Annotated in this window: 20 protein-coding genes; 9 read left to right on the forward strand and 11 right to left on the reverse strand. The window is 71.5% G+C overall.

Features of this window, described 5'->3' with window-relative positions:
- Positions 1-112: 112 nt before the first annotated feature.
- The 3 genes from A2790_RS18040 to A2790_RS18050 all read right to left on the reverse strand — a co-directional run bounded on the left by A2790_RS18040 (position 113) and on the right by A2790_RS18050 (position 3,883).
- Positions 113-1,330 (reverse strand): glycosyltransferase, encoded by a 1,218-nt coding sequence (locus A2790_RS18040; protein WP_293394443.1) that lies wholly within the window; start codon positions 1,328-1,330, stop codon positions 113-115.
- A gap of 310 nt (positions 1,331-1,640) precedes the next feature.
- Positions 1,641-3,233: an amidase gene (locus tag A2790_RS18045; RefSeq protein WP_293394445.1), complete on the reverse strand. Its 1,593-nt coding sequence runs from the start codon at positions 3,231-3,233 to the stop codon at positions 1,641-1,643.
- 56 nt (positions 3,234-3,289) lie between these two features.
- Positions 3,290-3,883: a TetR/AcrR family transcriptional regulator gene (locus tag A2790_RS18050; RefSeq protein ID WP_293394447.1), complete on the reverse strand. Its 594-nt coding sequence runs from the start codon at positions 3,881-3,883 to the stop codon at positions 3,290-3,292.
- 71 nt (positions 3,884-3,954) lie between these two features.
- Here A2790_RS18050 and A2790_RS18055 point away from each other — a divergent pair, with 71 nt between their 5' ends.
- Positions 3,955-4,365 carry a VOC family protein gene (locus tag A2790_RS18055; RefSeq protein WP_293394450.1) on the forward strand — a complete coding sequence of 137 codons (411 nt, stop codon included), beginning with the start codon at positions 3,955-3,957 and terminating at the stop codon, positions 4,363-4,365.
- On the opposite strand, the gene A2790_RS18060 is transcribed toward A2790_RS18055, so the two are convergent.
- Positions 4,362-5,207, reverse strand: a complete 846-nt coding sequence (locus A2790_RS18060; protein ID WP_293394453.1) for a hypothetical protein — start codon at positions 5,205-5,207, stop codon at positions 4,362-4,364. The genes A2790_RS18055 and A2790_RS18060 overlap by 4 nt on opposite strands.
- Positions 5,208-5,310: 103 nt before the next feature.
- Between A2790_RS18060 and A2790_RS18065 the strand changes: the two genes are divergently transcribed.
- On the forward strand, positions 5,311-6,117 hold the full coding sequence (locus A2790_RS18065; RefSeq protein WP_293394456.1) for an FkbM family methyltransferase: 807 nt from the start codon (positions 5,311-5,313) through the stop codon (positions 6,115-6,117).
- A 1-nt stretch (position 6,118) separates the two neighbouring features.
- On the opposite strand, the gene A2790_RS18070 is transcribed toward A2790_RS18065, so the two are convergent.
- The 4 genes from A2790_RS18070 to efp all read right to left on the reverse strand — a co-directional run bounded on the left by A2790_RS18070 (position 6,119) and on the right by efp (position 11,801).
- A complete protein-coding gene (locus tag A2790_RS18070; RefSeq protein WP_293394459.1) occupies positions 6,119-7,057 on the reverse strand; it encodes a hypothetical protein in 939 nt (312 codons plus the stop codon).
- Positions 7,054-10,326 (reverse strand): S41 family peptidase, encoded by a 3,273-nt coding sequence (locus tag A2790_RS18075; protein ID WP_293394462.1) that lies wholly within the window; start codon positions 10,324-10,326, stop codon positions 7,054-7,056. The genes A2790_RS18070 and A2790_RS18075 overlap by 4 nt, the downstream gene beginning before the upstream one ends.
- 60 nt (positions 10,327-10,386) lie before the next feature.
- On the reverse strand, positions 10,387-11,154 hold the full coding sequence (locus A2790_RS18080) for a sulfite exporter TauE/SafE family protein (RefSeq protein WP_293394464.1): 768 nt from the start codon (positions 11,152-11,154) through the stop codon (positions 10,387-10,389).
- Between the two features lie 80 nt (positions 11,155-11,234).
- Positions 11,235-11,801, reverse strand: coding sequence for an elongation factor P (efp, locus tag A2790_RS18085; RefSeq protein WP_068873914.1), 567 nt, complete (start codon positions 11,799-11,801; stop codon positions 11,235-11,237).
- A gap of 114 nt (positions 11,802-11,915) precedes the next feature.
- Between efp and epmA the strand changes: the two genes are divergently transcribed.
- From epmA to A2790_RS18110, 5 genes are all read left to right on the forward strand, one after another.
- On the forward strand, positions 11,916-12,929 hold the full coding sequence (epmA, locus tag A2790_RS18090; RefSeq protein ID WP_293394469.1) for an EF-P lysine aminoacylase EpmA: 1,014 nt from the start codon (positions 11,916-11,918) through the stop codon (positions 12,927-12,929).
- Between the two features lie 51 nt (positions 12,930-12,980).
- A complete protein-coding gene (locus A2790_RS18095; RefSeq protein ID WP_293394472.1) occupies positions 12,981-15,245 on the forward strand; it encodes a CHASE domain-containing protein in 2,265 nt (754 codons plus the stop codon).
- Between the two features lie 62 nt (positions 15,246-15,307).
- Entirely contained in the window at positions 15,308-16,330 is a 1,023-nt protein-coding gene (locus A2790_RS18100; RefSeq protein WP_293394475.1) for a lysine-2,3-aminomutase-like protein, read from the forward strand.
- A gap of 151 nt (positions 16,331-16,481) precedes the next feature.
- The gene (locus tag A2790_RS18105) at positions 16,482-17,984 is read left to right on the forward strand and encodes a L,D-transpeptidase family protein (protein WP_293394478.1); all 1,503 of its coding nucleotides are present in this window, start codon (positions 16,482-16,484) and stop codon (positions 17,982-17,984) included.
- 11 nt (positions 17,985-17,995) lie between these two features.
- On the forward strand, positions 17,996-18,283 hold the full coding sequence (locus A2790_RS18110) for a hypothetical protein (RefSeq protein WP_293394481.1): 288 nt from the start codon (positions 17,996-17,998) through the stop codon (positions 18,281-18,283).
- A gap of 13 nt (positions 18,284-18,296) precedes the next feature.
- Here the strand turns inward: A2790_RS18110 and A2790_RS18115 are convergent, their stop codons facing one another.
- Positions 18,297-18,851, reverse strand: coding sequence for a DUF882 domain-containing protein (locus tag A2790_RS18115; protein ID WP_293394484.1), 555 nt, complete (start codon positions 18,849-18,851; stop codon positions 18,297-18,299).
- Positions 18,852-19,040: 189 nt separating this feature from the next.
- Between A2790_RS18115 and A2790_RS18120 the strand changes: the two genes are divergently transcribed.
- Positions 19,041-20,366, forward strand: a complete 1,326-nt coding sequence (locus A2790_RS18120; protein WP_293394487.1) for an MFS transporter — start codon at positions 19,041-19,043, stop codon at positions 20,364-20,366.
- A 105-nt stretch (positions 20,367-20,471) separates the two neighbouring features.
- On the opposite strand, the gene A2790_RS18125 is transcribed toward A2790_RS18120, so the two are convergent.
- Together A2790_RS18125 and A2790_RS18130 are read right to left on the reverse strand one after the other, a co-directional pair.
- Complete coding sequence (locus A2790_RS18125) at positions 20,472-20,654, reverse strand: CsbD family protein (protein ID WP_293394490.1); 183 nt, start codon at positions 20,652-20,654, stop codon at positions 20,472-20,474.
- A gap of 83 nt (positions 20,655-20,737) precedes the next feature.
- The gene (locus A2790_RS18130; RefSeq protein ID WP_293394493.1) at positions 20,738-21,331 is read right to left on the reverse strand and encodes a TetR/AcrR family transcriptional regulator; all 594 of its coding nucleotides are present in this window, start codon (positions 21,329-21,331) and stop codon (positions 20,738-20,740) included.
- Positions 21,332-21,425: 94 nt separating this feature from the next.
- On the opposite strand from A2790_RS18130, the gene A2790_RS18135 reads away from it, so the two are divergent.
- The gene (locus tag A2790_RS18135) at positions 21,426-21,773 is read left to right on the forward strand and encodes a hypothetical protein (RefSeq protein WP_293394496.1); all 348 of its coding nucleotides are present in this window, start codon (positions 21,426-21,428) and stop codon (positions 21,771-21,773) included.
- The last annotated feature ends 136 nt before the right edge of the window (positions 21,774-21,909 follow it).

A 21,909-nucleotide genomic window follows, 5' to 3' on the forward strand; every position in this document is an offset into this window, starting at 1 on the left:
CCATCCGCCGCGCTCGTGGCGGAGCCCCCTCCACCATGCTGCGCATGGTCCCCCTCCCCCTATGGGTGAGGAGAAAGCAGCCAGGAGGCCGCCCCCAAATTCCTGACAGCCTCTAGGCCGTCAGCGCCAGGGGTTCGCGGCGGGCGATGAGGCCGGCGTAGAGGCGGGTCAGGGCCTCGAAGGTGGCGTCCCAGCCGTGGCGGGTCTCGGCGCGGCGGCGGGCGGCCAGCGACAGGGCGGCCACGTCGCGGGCGAACAGGGCCTCGATGGCTTCGGCCAGGCCCGAGGGCTCCACGTTCTCGGCCGGCTGGCCGACGCTGGCGTCGATCAGCTCGCCCACGCCGCCCTGGCGCGAGCCGACGACGGGAAGGCCGGCGGCCATGGCCTCCAGCACGAAGAGGCCGAAGATCTCGTTCTCGTTGGCGTGGAGGGCGGCGTCGCATGAGGCGAGCAGGCCCGCGAGGCGCACGGGGTCGCGCTCGAAGTCCAGGCTGATCACGCTGGGCGACCAGGTGACGTCCTTGCCCGCGCCGACCAGAAGCAGGCGGTAGGGGGCGCCCAGCCGCTCCACCGCGGCCACCATGGACTCGATGTTCTTCTCCCGCGCCGGGCGGCCGGCGAAGACCAGCAGGCGTGTCTCGGGCGGCAGGCCCAGCCTGCGGAAGAGCCGCGCGCGGTCGCCGCGGGCGGGATTGAAGAGGTCGGTGTCGACGCCGAGCTGCTGGATCGACATGCGGTGGACGCCGGCGTCAGCCAGGCGCGCGGCCATGTGCCGGCTGGGGGCCACCACGTGGTCGAACCGCTGGTAGGCCTGGGCCCAGAAGTTGAAGGTGGGCGCCTCCGCCCACTCGCCGAAGTGCAGGGCGGCCAGGGCGGCGGCGTCGGTGTGGCAGAACCCGACCACGGGCACGCCGAGGGCGTCGCCCGCGTAGAGCGCCGCATGGCCCGGTACGAAGACGTCGCCGGCCTCGATGACGTCCGGCTCCAGGAGGCGCAGGACGGTCTCCCACTTGGTCAGGCTGGCCGGCATCCGGTAGCCGTTGCCGAAGGGCAGGCGGGTGGCGGAGACGGTCACCAGGCCATCGCCCTCCGCGCGGGTGCGCGCGCCCGGCACCACCAGGGTGTGGCGCACGTCGGGCCGCCGCCGGGACAGCCAGGCCCGCTTGGCGTTGAGGTAGCGCTTCACCCCGCCGGACTTCGGCGCGTACATCATGGTGGTGTCGATCAGGTGGAAGCCGGCCGGCGCGCCCGCCGGTTCGGGCAAGGACGCGGCGACCTCGGGTTCTAGCCGGATCAGGTTCGCATATCTGGGGGCGGTGGCGTCGAACACGCGGCCCGATCTCCGAGCGATGATGCTGCTCGCGGCAGCGTTGAACAGATCGGCCGAGGACTCCGGCCGGACGACCTTGGCCTTGAGGGCCTTAAGGGTCGCGCGGCGGACCGGTCGTCTCTTCCTGAGCGGAGCCAGAGGACAATCCCTTCCGGTTGCGAAGCCGCGCCACAGTAGCGGCTTGCACCGGGATGTCATGGATTACGGCGGCGCTTTCAAGGCCGTTGCATGCAGCGCGCGCAATCATGGCGTGGGATCCCTCACCTCTGGCAGGCCGCATAACCCTCAGGGAGGGCCGAGGTTGCAGGGTCTATCGTGGGTCGTAGGCGCGGGCGATGTCGGGGCGTGCGGCGACCTCCGGCAGGAACTCCGGCTCGCGCCGGGCGCGCGTGGCCTGCTCGAAGGCGTAGCCCAGGGCCAGCAGGCGGGCCTCCGACCACTCCGGGCCGAGGAATGACAGCCCGACTGGCAGCCCTGTGGCGTAGCCCGCAGGGACCGTCAGGTGCGGATAGCCCGAGACCGCCGGCAGTCGCGACGGGGAGCCGAAGAAGGGGCCGCCGTTGACTGGATCGACGATCGAGGGCGGGCCGCCGCTGGGCGAGACGATGGCGTCCAGCGTCTGTTCGGACAGCATCCTGTCGAGGCTGTCGCGGGCCAGCTTCCGCGCCACCGTGCGCTTCTCGCGATAGGCGGGGTCGGTGATCGGGGGCTTGGCCTGGGCGGCCTCGAAGATCTCCTGGCCGAACAGGGCCAGCTCGCGCGGCTCGGCCCTGTTGAAGGCGATCAGGTCGGCGAGGGTGCGGCTCTTCACGGCGGCGGGGGTCGTGGCGAGGTAGGCGTCCAGCGCGGCCTTGAACTCCCAGCGCAGCAGGTCGCCCTCCAGCTCGCCGATGCGGGCGAGGGTCGCCTCGTCAGGGGCCTTGACGTCCACCAGCACCGCGCCCTGGTCGCGCAGGGCCTGCAGCGCGGTTTCGAACACCGCGTCGGTCTGGGACGAGCGGCCCTTCCAGGGGAACCAGACGCCGATCCGGGCGCCCTTCAGGGCGTCGCGCTTCAGGCCGGCCAGGTAGTTGGACTTCCGCGCGTCGGCCTCGCGGGTGGCCGGGTCGGTGGGGTCGGTCCCGGCGATCACGTTCAGCATCGCCGCCGCGTCGGCCACGGTGCGGGTCATGGGGCCGGCGGTGTCCTGCTCGGGCGAGATCGGCACGATGTGGGTGCGGGAGACCAGGCCCACGGTCGGCTTCAGGCCCACGACGCCGGTCATGGCGGCGGGGCAGGTGATCGAGCCGTCGGTCTCGGTGCCGACGGCGAAGGCGGCCAGGCCCGCCGCCACTGCCGCCCCTGACCCGGAGGACGAGCCGCAGGCCGTGCGGTCGAGGGAATAGGGGTTGCGCACCAGTCCGCCCACGGCGCTCCAGCCGCTGATCGAGCGATTGCCGCGGAAGTTGGCCCATTCCGACAGGTTGGTCTTGCCGAGCACGATGGCGCCGGCGTCGGTCAGGCGGGTCACGAGCGGGGCGTCGCGGCCGGCAGCGTTGGCGGCGAGGGCCAGGGAGCCGGCGGTGGTCGGCGTGCCGTCGGCGGTCTCGATGTTGTCCTTCAGCAGGATCGGCAGGCCGTGAAGGGGCCCGCGCACTTTGCCCGCCCGGCGCTCGGCGTCGAGCCGGCGCGCCTCGTCCAGGGCCTTGGGGTTGAGCGCCAGCACGGCGTTCAGCTTGGGGCCCGCCCTGTCGATCCGCTCGATGCGCTCGAGGTAGCCCCGGACCAGCTGTTCGGAGGTGACGCGGCCGTCGGTGAGCGCCGCCTGCTGCTCCCCGGCGGAGGCATAGGGGCTGAGCTGCGCCGCCGCGCCGCCGGCTGTGGCCAGGGTCAGGGCAAGGCCAAGGGCTGCGGACCGGATCATGCTGCGTTCCCCCACGTCGACGCCCCGTTGTAGCGGCATGGCCGACCTGCGCCAGCCTAGCCTCGGCGCAGGGTCTGCAGCAGGGCGGCGGTCTGCGCCTTGACGCGGGCGGTGGCCGCGGGATCGCCGGACTGGCCGGCCCAGACGACGGCCTGGTTCAGCCCGCCGTTCAGCATCAGGGCCAGGACCTCGGCGTCGCCGTCCAGGGCGCCGGCGGCCACCGCCTCGCGGACGCCTTCCAGGAGGAGCCCGAAGCCGTGGGCGCGGTCCAGGTCGTTCCAGCGCTCCCAGCCGAGGACCGACGGCGCCTCGACGAGGAGGATGCGCCGCGCCCGGGGGTCGATCACATGGTCGATGAAGGCCAGGCAGCCGGCGATCAGGCCGTCCACCGGATCGGCGGTCGCGTCGGCCGCCGTCCGGATCGCCGCGGCGCCCTCCTCGTGCAGGGCGCGGCAGACCGCCTCGAACAGGTCCCGCTTGTCCCGGAAGTGGTGGTAGAGCGCGCCGCGCGTGAGCCCGGCCGCCGCCAGCACCGCCTCGGTGCTGGTCTCGGCATAGCCCTGCTCGGCGAAGAGCCGCCCGGCGGCGGCGAGGAGCGCCTCGCGGCTGCGCTGGCTGCGCTCGGCGTGGGAACCCCGCGTCCTGGGCATCGGCTGATCCGTTTACATACAGACAGTTTGTATATTATTATGCGTCGGCATCGAGGACAAGGAGGCCCGCCATGCGCTTCGTGGACCGCTATCCCATCATCGTCACGCCCCGGCTGGGCGAATGCCGGGACTTCTGGCTGGGCCTGAAGTTCGAGGTGGTCTTCGAGGCCAGCTGGTTCGTCCTGCTGCAGGCGGAGGGCGAGAGCGCCACCCTGGCCTTCATGCACCCCGACCACCCGTCGGCGCCCCCGGGGCCCGAGACGTTTTCGGGCAAGGGCATGTGCCTGGAGCTGCAGGTGGAGGACGCCGCCGCGGCCTGCGACGAGGCCCTGGCCGCGGGCCTGCCGGTGACCTATCCGCTGACGCGCGAGCCCTTCGGCCAGCTCCGCTTCGGCTTCCACGACCCCTCGGGCCTGTGGGTGGACGTGGTCGAGCAGGTGGAGCCGGCGGAAGGGTTCTGGGACCCCTACATGGCGGCCTAGTCGGCCAGCATGTCGACGTAGGGCCCGAAGTCGGCCCGATGGCCGACGTGCAGGAAGTGGTCCGACCACAGCCAGTAGCGCGGCGGGTTGTAGAGGTTCGCGGGCGAGGGATCGGCCGGGAAGAGGTCGCCGGCGAGGTCGCGGCGGACGAAGAAGGCGTTGGCCCCGGTAATGTTCGTGGCGACGAGCTGGTAGCCCTTGGCCTCGGCCGCCTCGGCCAGGGCCCGCAGGCTGGAGCCCATATAGTCGCCGCCGGACCAGGTTCTCGCCGGATCGTAGACCGGCCGCTTGGAGAGATGGGGCGGGAACTTCGCGTTGTATTCGACGCAGATGACCTTGGGCCGGAGTTCGAGCGCCTCGATCACGTAGATGTCGTTGCCGTCGATATCGATCGAGAGGAAGTCCAGCTCGTCCGGGACGCGGAGGCCCTTGAAGCAGTTGTTGACCGTCTCGGCGGTGATCCAGGTGAAGCCGACCTGCAGGCGGCGGCCGAGGATCGGGGCGAACTTGTCCTCGATGGCGGTTCGCCGGCCGAGGTCCCCCTCGATCCAGGTTCCGCGCCAGCCCCGGTGCAGCAGGTAGAGGCTGTTGCATTCGAGGCCGGACTCGACGCCGATCTCCACGAAGGTCCCGAGGCTCACGCCGAGGCGGCGAAAGATCTCCTCGATGATCCCGTCCTCGTCGTTCTGGCTGTAAACCTTGAAGCCGTGGGGTTCGAGCCGCCGCGGGTCGCCGCGCAACGGGGCGACGATCCGCTCGATCTCCTGCCGCGCCTGGTAACCGTTCGCCCGCTGGCTCTGCGCCCGGATTCGTATGAGCTCGTTGAGGACCGGGTCCGACATGCGGCTGGTGTACCGACTGGCCCGCGGATGGGGAAGGCGGATCGAAAGGGGACGCCGCTGCGGCGGCTGACACGTTCGGGCGGGCGCTGGTAAGACGCCGCCGATGAGCGACTCCGCGGTCCAGGTCTACGAGACGCGTTCCGGCAAGATGCTGGCGCTGAGGGGCGATACCTACATCACCCGTTCGCTGGAGGCGTACGGCGAGTACTGTCCCGGCGAGTGGAAGCTGCTGAAACAGCTCATCCGCCCCGGCATGACCGTGGTGGAGGTGGGGTCGAACATCGGACCGCACAGCGTGGACATGGCCCGCGCCTGCGCCCCCGGGCGGTTCTACGCGTTCGAGCCGCAGCCCCGCATCTTCCAGATCCTCTGCGCCAACCTGGCGTTGAACGGCGTCGACAACGCCCTGGCCTATCCCGAAGCGCTGGGCGAGGCGGAGGGGGAGGCGGTGGTCCCCGCCCTGGACTACGCAGCATCCCGCAACTTCGGGGGCATCGCGCTCCAGGGTCCCGGACAGCCCGGCGTGAAGGTCCGCATCCGGACGCTGGACAGCCTGGCCCTGGAGACCTGTGGGCTCCTGAAGATCGATGTGGAGGGCTTCGAGCCGCAGGTTCTGCGCGGGGGCCGGCAGACCATCGCGCGCTGCCGCCCGGTCATCTACGTCGAGAACGACCGCGAGGCCCAGCAGGCGGAGGTCATCTCCCTGCTGTCGGAGATGGACTACGACGCCTACTGGGACGTGCCGGGCCTGTTCAGCGCCGACAACTTCCGCGGCGCCCAAGAGGACATCTTCGGCGGCGTGGCCTCCGTGAACATGCTCTGCATCCCGAGGGAGCGGAAACAGCGCGTCGCCGGCTCGCGCTTCATCGACCCGGACAACTGGACGGCCCCCTTCTCCCGTCGCCGATAGGTCAGGCGGTGGCGGAGGCCGGCGTGGCGTCCCGCTCCCAGGCGGCGCAGACGCCGAACTGGTTGAGGCGGGCGAAAAGGCGCTGGAGGTTGGCGAGGTTGTCCAGGACCATCCGGTCGAGGCCGGGCCGGGCGGCGGGCGGCTCGATAGCCAGCAGGCCTCGCGGCCCGCGCACGCAATAGCCTTTCGCCTCCAGGGCGATGACGTGGCGCCGCAGGGTCTCGGTGGAGAAGTTGAGCGCGGCCGCCAGCGGCCCGTTGCGCACCGGCTGGCCCCGTCCGACCGGATCCTGCGCCCAGGCGGCGAACTCGGCGGGGCCGAAGCCCTCGGTGTTCCGGTGGATCATCGCCAGGAGGATGACCCCGTTGGTGGCGTCGCCCACGGCCACGCCCAGGGCGTCGGCGACGCGCAGCATGTATTCCCAGATCAGCCGATTGGTGAGCCGGACGGGCGGCGCCGGCGAGGCGAGGCCGGCGCCCGGCGCGCCGTGCGGCGCCGCGCCCAGGCGCTTCATCTCGAAATAGAAGTCGCGGAGCACCTCGTGCCGGAGGAAGACATTGGCGAGGAACAGGTGCGAGCCTAGCGCCTGCTGCGAGACCAGGACGCCCTTGGGCGTGACGGTCAGGGCGCCGATCCGGACCAGCGCCTGGACCCGCCGGCGGGCCGTCTCGAAGGGCATCCGGAGGGAATGGGCGATGGCGCTGACGCTGACCGGCCGGCGCAGCTCGTCGGGCGGCGCGTCCATCAGGGTGGCATAGGCGACCTGGAGCTCGGGGTCGGCGTTGATGCCCGACACGTTCGACGCCTGAATCGCGGCGAACATCAGGCCGTCGACGATGTCCCGGGTGTTCCGGCTGGCCGCCTCGAGCCGCAGGATGAAGGCGATGGTGGCCGGCGCGACGCGCCAGGCGAGGTCGAGCCGCTCGTCGGCGATCGTCATGGGCGGACGGGTCCGAGGCCCTTGAGCAGCTCGGCCACGGCGGCGTCGAGCTGGCTGTCCCGGCCCGCGAGGGTCTCGCCCAGCGGCCGCTCGACATGGATGTCCACCGGGCGGGGATTGAGCTCCATGTCCTTTCCGTCGGCGCCCTGGATGCGGATGAAGGGGACGCGGACGGACGAGCCGTCGATCAGGCCCTGGGCGCCGGTATAGATGATCCAGCCCGCCGTCGGCACGCCCACCACCTTGCCGAGGCCGAGGTAGCGGTAGCCCTCGGTGAAGTCCTCGGCGTCGCTGAGCGAGCTCTCGTTGGTGACCAGGATCGTCGGAAGGCCGAGGGCGCGCTGGCCCAGGTTCTGCCGGCGGGGCACGCCGAACAGGCCGCGCGGGGTCATGGTGAGGAAGTTGCGGCGGCTGAAGACGTCCAGGACGTAACCGTTGATGAAGCCGCCGTTGTTGTTGCGCACGTCGATGACGACGCCCTCCTTGCCCTGGTTCTGGGCGTCGAGATCGATGTGGAGCTGGTCCAGGCTCGCCGAGCTCATGTCCAGGATGTGGACGTAGCCCAACCGCCCGCCGCTGGCCTTCTCCACATAGGCGCGGCGGTCGTTCACCCACTGGCGGTAGAGAAGGCCCGACGCGACGGCCGGCGCCACGGGCCGCACCACCGCCTGGCGCGCCGTCCCGCCGGTGGAGACGGTCAGCACGGTGCGCTTGCCCGCCCGGTCCAGCAGCAGGCTGTCCAGGTTGGCGCCTTGGCCGGCGGGCTTGCCCTCGACGGCGATGAGGACGTCCCCCGGCCTGATCGAGCCTTCGATGTCGGCGGGCCCCAGGGCGACCACCTCGCGCACGACGAGGCCGCGACCGGCCTCGTAGGCCTCGCGGTCGAAGCGCAGGCCGAGGTCGCCGACCCGCGAGGCGGGCTGCGAGCCGAAGCCCTCCGACGGGCGGTTGATCCCCGAGTGCGAGGCGTTGAGCTCTCCGATCATCAGGTTGATCGCCCGGCGCAGCTCGTCGGGGGTCTGGGCGCCCTGGGCGAACGGCTCGAACCGCGCGCGCAGCGCCACCCAGTCCTTGCCGTGGTAGTTCTCGTCGTAGAAGGCGCGGTTCAGGGTGGACCAGGCCTGGTCGAACACCACCTGCCGTTCGGCCTCGAAGCGCACGACCAGTTCGGCGGTGACGTCGACGAACCGCGGCTTGGGGCTGGCGACCGGCGTCGCGCTGACCCGGCCCCCGTCGAGATAGTAGAGCTCCTTCGAATCCGGGCTGAAGGCGTAGTCGCGCTTGAGGCGCCGGCCGCCGGTGAGCTGCTGCGAGGCCGGCGGCTCCTTGGCCAGTTCGTCGAGGCTGTAGCTGAACAGGTTCTGCTGGTCCCCCTGCCGGCCGCGGTAGACCAGGGTCTTGCCGTCGGGGCTGATCACCGGCTCCTCGGCCGAGCCGGCCAGGGGAATGAAGGTCGCCCGCTCGCGGATGCCCTCGAAGACGATCCGGACGACCGGCGCCTTGCCCTTCGGCGACGGAGCCTCGCCCTGGATGTCGCCTTCCGCCTCGGCCTCGCCTTCGGAGGCGGCCGGCTTGGCGGACGAGGTCTTGTCCTTGGGGTCGGACTTGGGCGCCGGGACGCCGGGCGGCGTGGCCTTGAAGAGGTCGCGGAAGGCGTCCTCGCGGTACTTGGGCGTGTTGGGCAGTAGGTCCACGCGGACCATCCTGGCCGGCTCGCTGCGCTGGCCGCTGTCGAAGACGATGTACTTGCCGTCCGGCGACCAGGCGATCTGGTCGGCCGCGTTCCCGTTGGCCAGGAAGCTGACCGGGCGGGCCTGGCCGCCGGCGGCCGGGACGACCCAGACGTTGCGGAACGACTTGCGGTCGGTGACCCCGAAGGCCAGCCACTTGGAGTCCGGCGACCAGGCGATCTTCGAGCCTTCGTTTCGGTCGAGGGCCCCTTCGAACAGCACCGCGTCGCGGCCCCCGGCGGCGAGCGAGATCACCCGCAGCTGCCGCGTGCCGTGGACATAGGCCAGCATCTTGCCGTCGGGCGAATAGGCCGGGGCCGCGTCGAAGTCGCTGGGGGCCGTGAGGGCGCGCGCCTTCTGGGTCGCGAAGTCGTATTCCATTACCTGGCTGGTGCGGCCGCGCTCGGCCACAAAGGCGAGGCGCCGGCTGTCGGGCGACCAGGCCAGGTCGCTTTCGGCGGCGGAAGTCTCGGTGATCCGCTGGGCCTGGCCGCCGTCCTTGGCGGGGGCGGCGAAGACCTCTCCGTGGGCGATGACCGCCAGCTTCTTGCCGTCCGGCGAGAGCACGAGGTTGCGGAAGCTGCTCTCCACCAGCCGCCGCTCCCCCGCCGCGGCGGGCGCGCCGCGCAACGCGATGGGGACCCTGGCCGCCACGCCGGTGGCCGTATCGAGCCGCCAGATCTCGAACTCGCGCTCGAAGACGATGCTGCGGCCGTCATGGCCGATCGTGGGGAACAGCACGCGGCCGTCGGTGAAGCGGGTGACCTGAGTGGGGGCGCCGCCATCCAGAGGCAGGCGCCAGAGGTTCTCGGTCCCGCCCTCGTCGCTCATGAACCAGAGGCTGCGGCCGTCGGCGGCCCACATGGGCCAGAGGCGCTTGGAGGTGGCGCCCAGCAGCCGGCGGTAGGGGGCGTTCGCCGCCACCGGCTTCAGCCAGAGCTCGGCCTCGTCGATGTGGCTGTGACCGTTGCGCCACCACTGGGCGGACGAGATGCCCTTGGCCATCAGGGCGATGGACTGCCCATCCGGGGAGGGCGCGGCGTTGAATTCGTTGAGGTAGCGCTCGCGGCTGACCTCCAGCGGCGTGCCCCCGGCCGCCGCGACCCGATAGACGTCGTTCTGCCGCGCGACGTCGTTCGCCGCCCCGGAGAGGTAGATCCAGCGGCCGTCGCGCGACCAGCCGTCGAGCTGCTCGCCCGAGTCGGAGAAGGTAAGCCGGCGCACCTTCCCCGTGGCCAGGGTCAGCACATAGACGTTGGCGGCCCCGGCCCGGGTCGAGGTGAAGGCCAGCTCGCGACCGTCGGGCGAGAAGAGCGGCCGCCCCTCGGTGGCCGCATCGGTGACCAGGAGGCTCGCCGCGCCACCGGAGGCCGGGACGGTCCAGATGTCGCCGCCCGAGACGAAGGCGATCTCGGCGCCGTCCGGCGACAGCGAGGGCTCGGCGAGGGTGGGTCTGGGGGCGCCGTGGGCCTGGGCGGCGAGGGCGACTGCGGCGGCTGTGCCGAACAGCAGGCGGCCCAGGCCGCGAGGGAAGATCATGGTCGCACTCGCGAAGCTTCAGCGTTCCCTTGTGTATCGCAATTCGCCGGGACGTCAGCGCTACAGCAGCCCCGCCCCCTGCCAGACGGCCAGGGCTGTCACCACGAAGCCGACGATCCAGGTGAGCAGGCGCAGGGGCAGGACCTTGGTCATCCAGCCCGCGACCGGCGCGGCGACCACGCCGCCGGCGATCAGGCCGGCCAGGGACCACAGCAGGTCGCGCAGGCCCTCGGTTTCCCAGTGGCCGCTGAGGAGGCTGCCCAGGAAGGCGGCGGAGGTGGCGGCGGCGACGAACACCTCGGCGGTGTTGGTGGTGCCGATGGCCTTGCGCGGATCGGCGCCGGCGCCCATCAGCGAGCTGGTCACCACCGGCCCCCAGCCGCCGCCGCCGATGGCGTCGAAGAAGCCGCCGACCAGCCCGAGCGGGAAGGGGGATCGCCAGGAGAACACCTTGGGCCGCGCCTGGCGCCAGGCGCGGTAGAGGATCACCAGGCCCATCAGGAAGAGCCAGCCGACCACGTAGGGCTTCACCGCCTCGCCCGGCACCGAGGTCAGCACATAGGCGCCGAAGACGCCGCCCAGCACGCCGCCGCCCGCCAGCAGCCCGAGCAGCTTCCAGTCCACGTTGCGATAGACGATGTGGGAGGCGCCGGAGGCCGCGCCGGTGAACACCTTGGCCGCGTGGACGCTGGCCGAAGCGTTGGCCGGGCTGACGCCGAAGCTCAGCAGCACGGTGGTCGAGATGACGCCGTAGGCCATGCCCAGGGCGCCGTCGACCAGTTGCGCCGCGAAGCCGACGGCGGCGAAGAGCCAGAAATCAGGATCCATCCAGCGGCGCTGTTAGGGCCAAGCCGGCCTCGCGGCCAGCCCAGAACCTCTAAAGCCTACCCCAGAAGGCGTGCGGGATCTCAGTCCTTCGCGCGTTCCTGGTACGAGCCGTCTTCCGTCAGCACGACGATCTTGGTGCCGGGGCCGATGTAGGGCGGGATCATGGTGCGCAGGCCGTTCGACAGGATCGCCGGCTTGTAGGACGACGACGCGGTCTGGCCCTTCACCGACGGCTCGGTCTCGACGACCTCGAAGGTCGCCAGGCGCGGCAGTTCGATGGCGATCGGCACGCCGTCGTGGGTCGAGAGCTTCACGGTGCAGCCATCGGTCAGGTAGGGGGCGGCGTCGCCGATGATGTCCTCCGAGGCCACGACCTGGTCGTAGTTCTCGGGGTTCATGAAGTGGAAGCCTTCGCCGTCCTGGTAGAGGAAGGTGTAGTCGCGGTCATCGACGATGGCCCGCTCGACCGTCTCGGTGGTGCGGTAGCGCTCCGAGATCTTCACCCCGTCCGAGATGCGGCGCATGTTCAGCTGGGTCACCGGCGTGCCCTTGCCGGGATGGATGTTTTCGGCGCTGAGCACGACGTAGAGCTTGCCCTCGAGATCGACGACGGCGCCCTTGCGCAGCGAGCTGGCGGAGACTTTCACGGGAAACCTCGGTGATGCGGCGGAGGCGCTGATGCGATTCCGCTGATGAAATTCTTGTGTGGCCCCTATAGCGATGTGCGCCGAAATCTCCAGCCCCCCGCGTGGTCGCAGGCCTTGAGCGCATCTTCCGAAAGCCCGTGGTGGGACCCGCGCAAGCGCCGGGACCGCCAGCCGTTCCTCGCCGCGCGGGGCCGGATCACCCGCGCCGTCCGCGCCTGGCTGGAGGCCGAGGGGCTGGTCGAGGTGGAGACCGCCGGGCTGCAGGTCTCGCCCGGCAACGAGGCGCACCTGCACGCCTTCGCCACTCAGGCGCTCACGACGGACGGCCAGGCGCGGCCCATGTACCTGCACACCTCGCCGGAGTTTGCGTGCAAGAAGCTGCTGGCCTCGGGCGAGCCGGCGATCTTCACCCTGGGCAAGGTGTGGCGGAACCGCGAGCGGGGGCCGCTGCACCACCCCGAGTTCACAATGCTGGAGTGGTACCGGACGGGCGCCGCCTACGAGGTGCTGATGGACGACTGCGCCGCCCTGATGCGGCGGGCGGCGGAGGCGGCGGGGACGACGACGTTCAACTGGCGGGGCAGCGTGGCTAACCCCTTCGCGGAGCCGGAGCGGCTGACGGTGGCGGAGGCGTTCGAGCGCCACGCCGGGATCGACCTGTTCGGGGACCTGCCGGCCCAGGCGCGGGCGCGCGGGATCCGGCTGGCCGAGGACGACAGCTGGGCCGACGTCTTCAGCCGGGTCATCGTGGAGAAAGTGGAGCCCAACCTGGGCCACGGGCGGCCCACGATCCTGTGCGAATATCCGGTGTCCGAGGCGGCGCTGGCGCGGCCCAAGCCGTCGGACCCTCGGGTGGCCGAGCGGTTCGAGCTCTATGCGTGCGGGGTGGAGCTGGCCAACTGTTTCGGCGAGCTGACCGACGTGGCCGAGCAGCGCCGCCGCTTCGAGATCGAGATGGCGGAGAAGCAGCGCCTCTACGGCGAGACCTATCCGATCGACGATGACTTCCTGGACGCCCTGGCGCTGATGCCGCCGGCCAGCGGCGGCGCGCTGGGCTTCGACCGTCTGGTCATTCTGGCGACCGGCGCTACCCGAATTGAGCAGGTGCTGTGGACGCCGGTCGCCTGAAGTGTCGGCTTTAACCTTGACACCGCAGAACTGGCGCCGACCCCTGGAGGGGTGGCAAAGCTAAGCTTTTATCGCTGGTTACCCCACCTGATCGTCCCCGCCCTGGTCCTGCTGGTCGGCGCGGTCGCCACGCTGCTGACCGCGATTCAGCTGCGGGACGCCAACCATGCGCGCGACGCCTCGCGGCTGCGGCTGGAAGCCAACCAGGCCGTTGCGGCCTTGGAGGAGCGGCTGGGCGGGCACACCGCCCTGCTGCGCGGCGCGGCCGGCCTGTTCGCCGCCAGCGACGACGTCACCGCCACCGAATTCTCGGCCTATGTGGAGCGGCTGGGCCTCGACACCCGGTATCCGGGGGTGTTGGGCATCGGCTATTCGGCGTGGCTGCCCGACGCCGCCGCGCGGGACGCGCTGGTGGCCGATATGCGCCGAGCCGGGCGGCCGGACTTCCGGGTCTGGCCGGCCGGGGACCGGGCGGCCTACACCAGCATCCTCTACCTCACGCCCGAACCCCGGAACGCGCCGGCCATCGGGTACGACATGTACAGCGAGCCGACCCGGCGCGAGGCGATGCAGCGCGCCGCCGCCACTGGGGACCTCGCCATGTCGGGGCCGGTGACCCTGGTCCAGGAGCCGGGGCGCAACCGCCAGCCGGGGGTGCTGATGTTCCTGCCGGTCACGCGGAGCGATGCGCGGGGGCCGCGGCTCCGGGGCTTCGTCTACAGCCCCCTGCGCAGCGGCGACCTGCTGCGGACCGTCTTCCCGGTGCGCCCGGACCGGCTGGTGGACGTGGCGGTCTACGACGGCCCGGCGCGGCCCGAGAACCTGCTGTTCGAGACGGCCGAACCTGCGGCGCGGCCGCAGGTCCTGCGGGCGGTGCCGGTGGCGGGCCGCACCTGGACCCTGGCGATCCGGACCCGGCCCGCCTTCGACGCCGGCAGCAACGGCTCGCTGGTCTACTGGACGGCGGGGCTGGGCGCGGCGATCACCCTGGCGCTGACCTTCGCGGTGCTGATGCAGGCGCGCGCGGCGCTGCTGGCGGAGCGGGCGCGGGTCGAGCTGCGCGAGGTGAACGCCGGCCTCGAGGACCGCGTCGCACGCCGCACGGGGGAACTGGCCAACGCCGTCGCCGAACTGCGCGACGAGATGGCCCGGCGCGAGGCCGCCGAGGGCCAGGTGCGGCAGATGCAGAAGATGGAGGCCATCGGCCAGCTCACCGGCGGCATCGCGCACGACTTCAACAACATGCTGGCCATCGTCATCGGCAGCCTGGACATGGCGCGTCGCCGGCTGACGGGTTCGGAAGATCCTCGGGTGGCGCGCTATCTGGACAATGCCGCCGAGGGGGCGAGCCGCGCGGCGACGCTCACCGGCCGCCTGCTGGCCTTCGCGCGCCGGCAGCGGCTGAACCCCGAGCCGCTGGACGTGAACGACCTGGTCGGCGGCATGACCGAGCTGCTGCGGCGGTCGCTGGGCGAGCGCGTGGAGATCGAGACCACCCTGTCGGACGACCTGTGGCCGGTGCGCGCCGACGCCGCCGAGCTGGAGAACGCGCTCTTGAACCTGGCCGTCAACGCGCGCGACGCGATGCCGGACGGCGGACGCCTGACGGTCTCCACCGCGAACGTCCACGACCCCGTCGCCGACGACCCCGCGGCGCCGCTGCCCGGCGAGTTCGTGGCCATTCGGATCGCCGACACCGGCGCGGGCATGGCGCCGGAGGTGATCGAGCGCGCCTTCGAGCCCTTCTTCACGACGAAGGAGGTCGGCAAGGGGAGCGGCCTCGGGCTGAGCCAGGTCTACGGCTTCGTGAACCAGTCGGGCGGCGCGGTCACCATCCACTCGGCGGAGGGGGCCGGGGCGACCGTCACGATCTACCTGCCCCGCTGGGCCGGCGAGCTGGCGCCGAAGGCCGCCGCGCCGGCCGACAGTCCGCTGCCGCGGGCGCGCCGGGGCGAGGCGGTGTTGGTGGTGGAGGACGAGCCCGAGGTCCGACGGCTGTCGGTCGAGAGCCTCCGCGACCTGGGCTATGACGTGACCGAGGCGTCGGACGCCGACCAGGCGCTGCAGCGGCTGGCCGAGGCGCCGGCCGCGGACCTGCTGTTCACCGACATCGTCATGCCGGGGATGAACGGGGTGCAGCTCGCCGAGCGGGCCCGTGCCGCCAAGCCGGCGCTGAAGGTGCTCTACACGACCGGCTACGCCCGGGACGTCAGCGGCGCGGACGCGGTGCAGACGGCGCTGCTGCCCAAGCCGTTCACGATCGCGCAGCTGGCCCATCGTGTCCGCCAGGCGCTGGACGAGGGCCGCGCGGCCTGAGGCCGGGTGGACGCCGGGCCGCATTTGCCGCGGGGCCTCGCATGGGCCATATGCGCCCCGCCATGACCGCCCGCACGCTCCGCACGCCCCGCGACCTCGCCGACGCCGGCCTGGTCGAGCCGCACCGGCTGGCCGAGCTGGAAGGCGTGGCGTCGCGCTATGCGGTGGCCATCACGCCGGCCGTGGCGGAGCTGATCCCGGACAACGCGCCCCTGGCGCGCCAGTTCGTGCCCACGCCGGCCGAACTGGACCAGCGGCCGGAGGAGCTCGCCGACCCCATCGGGGATGGCGCCCACAGCCCGGTCGAGGGCGTGGTCCACCGGTATCGCGACCGGGTGCTGCTCAAGGCCAATCACGCCTGCGCGGTGTATTGCCGCTTCTGCTTCCGGCGCGAGATGGTGGGCCCCGAGGGCGTGCGGCCGCTGTCGCCCGCGCAGCTCGACGCAGCGATGGCCTACATCGCCGGCGATCCGGCCATCTGGGAGGTGATCGTTACCGGGGGCGACCCGCTGATCCTGTCGCCGCGGCGCTTGGCCGACCTGATGGCGCGCCTGGGCCGGATCCCGCACGTGAAGGTCGTGCGCTTCCACACCCGCGTGCCGGCGGTGGATCCCGAGCGGATCACCCCGGAGCTGGTCGCCGCGCTGAAGGCGCCGGGCAAGACCACCTGGGTGGGCCTGCACGCCAACCACCCCGACGAGCTGACGCCGGCGGCGGAGGCGGCCTGCGCGCGCATCCTCGACGCGGGGATTCCCATGGTCAGCCAGACCGTGCTGCTGAAGGGCGTCAACGACGATGCGGCCACGCTGGAGCGGTTGCTGCGGCGGTTCGTGGAGCTGCGGATCAAGCCGTACTACCTGCACCATGCCGACCTGGCGCCGGGCACCGGCCATTTCCGCACGACCCTCGCCGAAGGCCAGGCGCTGATGCGCGAGCTGCGGGGCCGGGTGTCGGGCCTGTGCCAGCCGACCTATGTGCTGGACATCCCCGGCGGCCACGGCAAGGCGCCGGTCGGACCCTGCTACGTGAAGGGCGAAGCTGTCCTAGATCCGCAGGGCGTGGCCCACGCCTATCCGCCCGCCTGACGCGCGGGCTGTTGCGCACCGGTGACAGTGTCGCGGCCACAGTGTGTGGCCCCATCGACACATGGGACCGGTCGGCCCAGATATGCGTTCATCCAAGATCGAACGGGGGCCGTAGCTATCCCCGTCACAACCAGAGGACCGGATAGATATCATGGGCGCGTATGGCTTGCGGGGCGGACGCATCGGGCGCTGCCTGGCCTTGGCCTCTCTGGCGCCCCTGGCCTTGGGAGAGTTCGCGCTCGCCCAGCCCCAGTCGCCGCCGGTCCTGGCGATTCCCCCCGCCGCGGCGCCGGCGCCAGCGCCGGTCGAGATCCCGGCGCTGACGCCCGAGCAGGCGCAGGTCGCCCTGAAGGCCCTGCGGGACGCGGACCTGCATGGCCTGCAACCGAAGGCCTATGCGCCGGAGGGACTTGCGGAGGCCGCCGCCCTCACCACCGCCCAGCAGGCGGCGCTGACGGAAGGCCTCATCCGCTATGCCCACGACGTGCGCGTGGGGCGGATGGAGCCGGACAAGTTCCCGTCGCTGTGGCAGGTGCGCCCGGCCGCCTACGATCCCCGGCCCGAGCTGGCGAAGGCGCTGGCCGAAGGGCGGCTGCAGGCCTGGCTGGACAGCCTGCCGCCCCGCTACTCCGGCTATGCGGCGCTGAAGCGCGGCCTGGTCCGCTATCGCGAGATCGCGGCCGAGGGAGGCTGGAACACCATCGCCGAGGGGCCGAAGATGGAGCTCGGCGCCAGCGACCCGCGGGTCGCGGCCCTGCGCGCGCGGCTGGCGGTCGAGGATCCCCAGGTGGCGGCCACGGGCGGCGCGGTGTTCGACAAGCCGCTGCAGGAGGCGGTGATCCGCGCGCAGCGGCGCTATGGCCTGAAGCCCGACGGCGTCGTCGGCAACAACACCCTGGCCTACCTCAACCAGCCGGTGGGCCAGCGCATCCTGCAGATCATCGCCAACATGGAGCGGTGGCGCTGGATGCCGGCGACCATGCCGGCCACGCGGGTGCAGGTGAACGCCGGGGCGGCCATCGTCACCCTGTTCCGGGACGAAAAGCCAGTGCTGTCGATGAAGGCCGTCTCGGGCAAGCCGGGCGACGAGACCCCGATGCTGGTCTCCTCGATCCACAGCGTGGTGATCAACCCGCCTTGGAACGTGCCGTCCGGCATCGCCCAGCGCGAGCTGTGGCCGAAGGAGCGGGCGAACCCCGGCTACCTGGCCCGCAACGGCTATCGGATCATCCCGGTGGAGGGCGGCCAGCCGCGGCTGCAGCAGGCGTCGGGGGACCAGAGCGCCCTGGGCCGGTTCAAGTTCGACTTCGACAACCCGTTCGCGGTCTATCTGCACGACACCCCGTCCAAGGGCGGCTTCGACCTCTATGCGCGCCAGGCCAGCCACGGGTGCGTGCGGGTCGAGAAGCCGCGCGCCCTGGCCGAGGCGCTGCTGAACGGCGATACGACCTGGACCACCGAAGCGATCGACAAGCAGCTGGAGGGGGACAAGACGGTCCGCGCCCGGCTGTCGACCCAGGTCTCGGTCTATATCCTTTACTGGACGGCTTTCGGCGGCGCGGACGGGCAGATGCACTTCCGGTCGGACCCGTATAACTGGGACCGCGAGTTGCTGCAGCGCGTGGGCGTGCTGGCCTCGGGTACGAAGGTCTGAGGGGGCCTTGAATGCTGAAGAAGGTTCTGTGGATCGCGGCCGCGTGCGCGGCGGTCCTGGTGGCGCTGGCCGTGAGCCGGAGCCTGGATTTCGACAAGCCCGTCGAACCGGCGCAGGAGCCCGCGCCCGCCGTGGAAGCTCCGCCGCCGGCGCCCGAGCCGAAGGTCGAAGTCGCGCCGCCGCCGCCCCCGGCGCCGGTCCAGGTCACGCCGGAGGAGCAGCAGATCGAGGACGATGCGGCCGCCACCGGCATGACTACGATCGAGCCGGACCCGCCGGCCGAGGCGCCGCCGACCTAGAAGGCGCGGAGGCTCAGCTGCCCTGCCACTGGCGGACGCGGCCCGTGTCCACGTGGACGAAGTTCGAGGTCGGGTAGAAGCCGACCCCGCCGGCGCCGACCGCGAGGGCGGCGTTGCGCAGGTTGCGCAGGTCCACGCCCGGCACCCGCACGTCGATGGCCTTGCCGACGGTGTGCTGGCTGTTCGTGGCCACGCCCTTGGACCGGCCATGCAGCATGGCGTTGGTGCGCGGGGAGCGGTAGCCGGAGATGATCTGGAAGGGGGCCCGCGTCTCGAGCTTGCCGCCGATGGCGTGCAGGGCGTCGAAGAGGCCGGGGTCGATGAAACGCGTCTCGCCCGTCCGCCAGTCGCGCATCACGCGGGTGGCCTCGGCCAGGGCGTCGGGCAGGTAGCTGCCGTTGGCGAAATAGACCTCGTTGAACTTCTCGCCCGTATGCAGGTTGTCGAGGATCGCGCGCCGCGGCTCCCAGACATCGAGGTTCCGCGCCCAGGCGGGGGCTCCGATCGCGGCGAGGCCGGCAGCGGCCCCAAACGTAAGCAGCGCTCTGCGGCGGTCGAGGTTCGGCATCTAGCCTCCGGGGCCGTCGGAAAGCGTGCAACATGGCCGGCCAATCCTTAACGTCAAGACTACCGATGCGCCGGTGCGACCAGACGCCGCCGAACGCCCAGGCCCTGGGCAGCCCCTTGCGCTGACGCCGAACCCCCCGCAGGTTCCTCCGAACAGGCGCCGTCAGAGCGCCGCCCAGGGGAAGCGTCCATGAGTTCGACCTCCAGTCCGGACGGGGCCGTCTCCTCGCCGGCCACGCTGCGCAAGGTGGTGGCCGCCAGCATGATCGGCACCACCATCGAGTGGTACGATTTCTTCCTCTACGGGACGGCCGCGGCGCTGGTGTTCAACCGGCTGTTCTTCCCGGCCTCCGAGCCGCTGGTCGGCACCATGCTGGCCTTCGGCACCTATGCGCTGGGGTTCGTCGCGCGGCCGCTGGGCGGCATCGTCTTCGGCCACTTCGGCGACCGGATCGGTCGCAAGCGCCTGCTGATGCTGAGCCTGGTGATGATGGGCGCGGCGACGGTCCTGATCGGCTGCCTGCCGACGCACGACCAGGTGGGCGTCTGGGCGCCGGTGATGCTGATCGCGCTGCGCCTGATCCAGGGCTTCGCCGTGGGCGGGGAGTGGGGCGGGGCGGTCCTGATCGTGGCCGAGCACGGCGACGCCGCCCGCCGGGGCCTCTGGGCCAGCTTCCCGCAGGCCGGGGTGGCGGCCGGCAGCCTGCTGGCGTCGGGCATGCTGGCGGCCATGGCGGCGTTCCAGAGCGAGGCCGACTTCCTGGCGTGGGGCTGGCGCGTGCCGTTCCTGCTGTCGGCCGTGCTGATCGGCGTCGGCTGGTGGATCCGCAACACGGTGGAGGAGAGCCCCGCCTTCCGCGAGGTGGCCAAGGAGGCCGCCGCCATCGAGAAGGCCCCGACCCTGGAGGCGATCCGCCGCCGGCCGCGGGAGCTGGTGATCGGCGCCGGCCTGAAGTTCGCCGAGAACATCAGCTACTACGTGATCACCGTCTTCTCGATCACCTACGTGACCCAGAAGGTGGGGCTGTCGCGCCAGGTGGCGCTGGAGGCGATCCTGATCGCCTCGGCCTGCCACGTGTTCCTGATCCCGATGTTCGGCGCGCTGTCCGACCGGATCGGCCGGCGGCCGGTCTATGCGGCCGGGGCGTTCGCAATGGTCGCCTGGGCCTTTGCCTTCTTCGCCCTGCTCGACACGGGCCGGCCCGAGCTGATCATCCTGGCCTGCGTCGGCGCGCTGGTGTGCCACGGGGCGATGTACGGACCCCAGGCCGCCTTCCTGGCGGAGATGTTCCCGACCCGGATGCGCTACTCCGGAGTCTCGCTGGCCTATCAGGTGACCTCGATCTTCGCCGGGTCCCTCGCGCCGCTGATCGCCGCGGCCCTGCTGCAGGCGACGGGATCGGGAACGCCCATCGCGATCTATGTGGCGGCGGCGGCCTTCGTCACCGGCGTCGCGGCCCTGGCCGCCCGCGAGACCCGCGGCAAGACCTTCGCCGAGATCGACGCAGAGGCCTGACCCCCATCCTCCCGACGGGTGAGGAGAGCGGCGAGGCTGGCGCAGACATGACGAGGGCCGCGGCGGTTTCCCGTCGCGGCCCCTCGAAACGTGGCTCGGCTGCGCCTAGTTCTTCAGCGCGTCGCGGGCGGCGTCCTTGAGGGCGCCCACGCCCTTCTGCACCTTGCCTTCGATGCGCTCGCCGGCGCCTTCGGCGGCCAGACGGTCATCGCCCGTCGCCTTGCCCACGCCTTCCTTGATCGAGCCCGAGATATCCTTGGCGGCGCCCTTGGCTTCGTCCTTGTGCATGGCTGTCATCCTTCGCGTGTCACGGGTGAGGTTCACCGGTCGCAGTGACTACGCAGCAGCCCGGTTATCGTTCCGGCGCGGACTCAGGCGGCGATGCGGCAGGTGCGGTCCAGCAGGGCCTCGAAGGCCGCGGTCGCCGAGCGATGCGCGTCGGCGTCGCCCATCATCCGGCGCGAGTCCGAGTGACCCAGGATGAAGCTCTTCATCTGGAAATAGGCGGCCTGGGCCTCGGCCTCGCTGAGCGGCGGCTCGCGCAGGGCGCGGAACTCGCGCAGCATGGTCTTGCGCCAGCCCTGCAGGCGCTTGTGCAGGAGGTCCCGCAAGGGGCCGGGCTGGTCGTCCAGCTCCACGCTGAGGGCGGTCACCGGGCAGCCGCTATCCGGCCACTCCTCCTCGCACCAGTGCAGCCAGCGTTCGAAGACCACTTCGAGGCGCGCCCGGCCGGGCGGCAGGCCCTCGGCGGGCTTCCAGATCACGTCGGAGAACCGCTCCATCACCGACTCCACGACGGCCAGGTGCATGTCGTCCTTGGACTCGAAATGCTTGAAGAGCCCGCTCTTGGAGATGCCCACCGCGTCGGCCACGTCGGACAGGCTCACGCCCGTCAGGCCCCGCAACGCCGCCTGACGCGCCGCCTCCGCCACGATGCGGGCACGCGTTGCTTCACCCTTGCGCAAAAGCCAAGCCTCCCTGCTTGACAAAGTGACCGATCGTGCTCTTTCTAGATTGTAGCGACCGGTCGTGCTCTTTTCTACCCAAAGGAACACGAAGATGCAAAACTTCAGGTGTGTGAGCGCGATCGCCGCGGTGGCGGTGTTCGCGTCGGGGGCGGCGTTCGCCCAGACCGTCGGTTATCGCGGCGAGGCGCGCCTCGCCTCGGCCGCGGCCGCCCCCCGGGAAGAGGTCATCGCCGGCGTCGCCTGGCGCTGCGATGGCGACCAGTGCGAGGGCGTCGCCGCGCGCAAGGGCAACCTCGATGGCCTGGTGCGCGAGTGCAAGAAGGTGGTCGCCGTAGTTGGGCCGGTGGCCAGCTACAAGTCCGGCGGCCGCGAACTGTCCGACGGCCAGATCCGCGCGTGCAACAAGGCGGCGATCCGGCTCCAGGCCGCCCGCAACTAGAGCCCGCCTCGACTCCTCCCCTCGGCAGGCCACTGGGTTCGTTCGGCCGGCCAAGGGATCAACTCGCGGGAGGGGACGGCGGCTCATCGTCCGGCGCCGGGCTGCAAGGCCCGGTCATCCCAGCCGGAGGCGGATC

Origin of the sequence: Phenylobacterium sp. RIFCSPHIGHO2_01_FULL_69_31, assembly GCF_001824475.1 — a bacterium.
GTDB lineage: Bacteria > Pseudomonadota > Alphaproteobacteria > Caulobacterales > Caulobacteraceae > Phenylobacterium.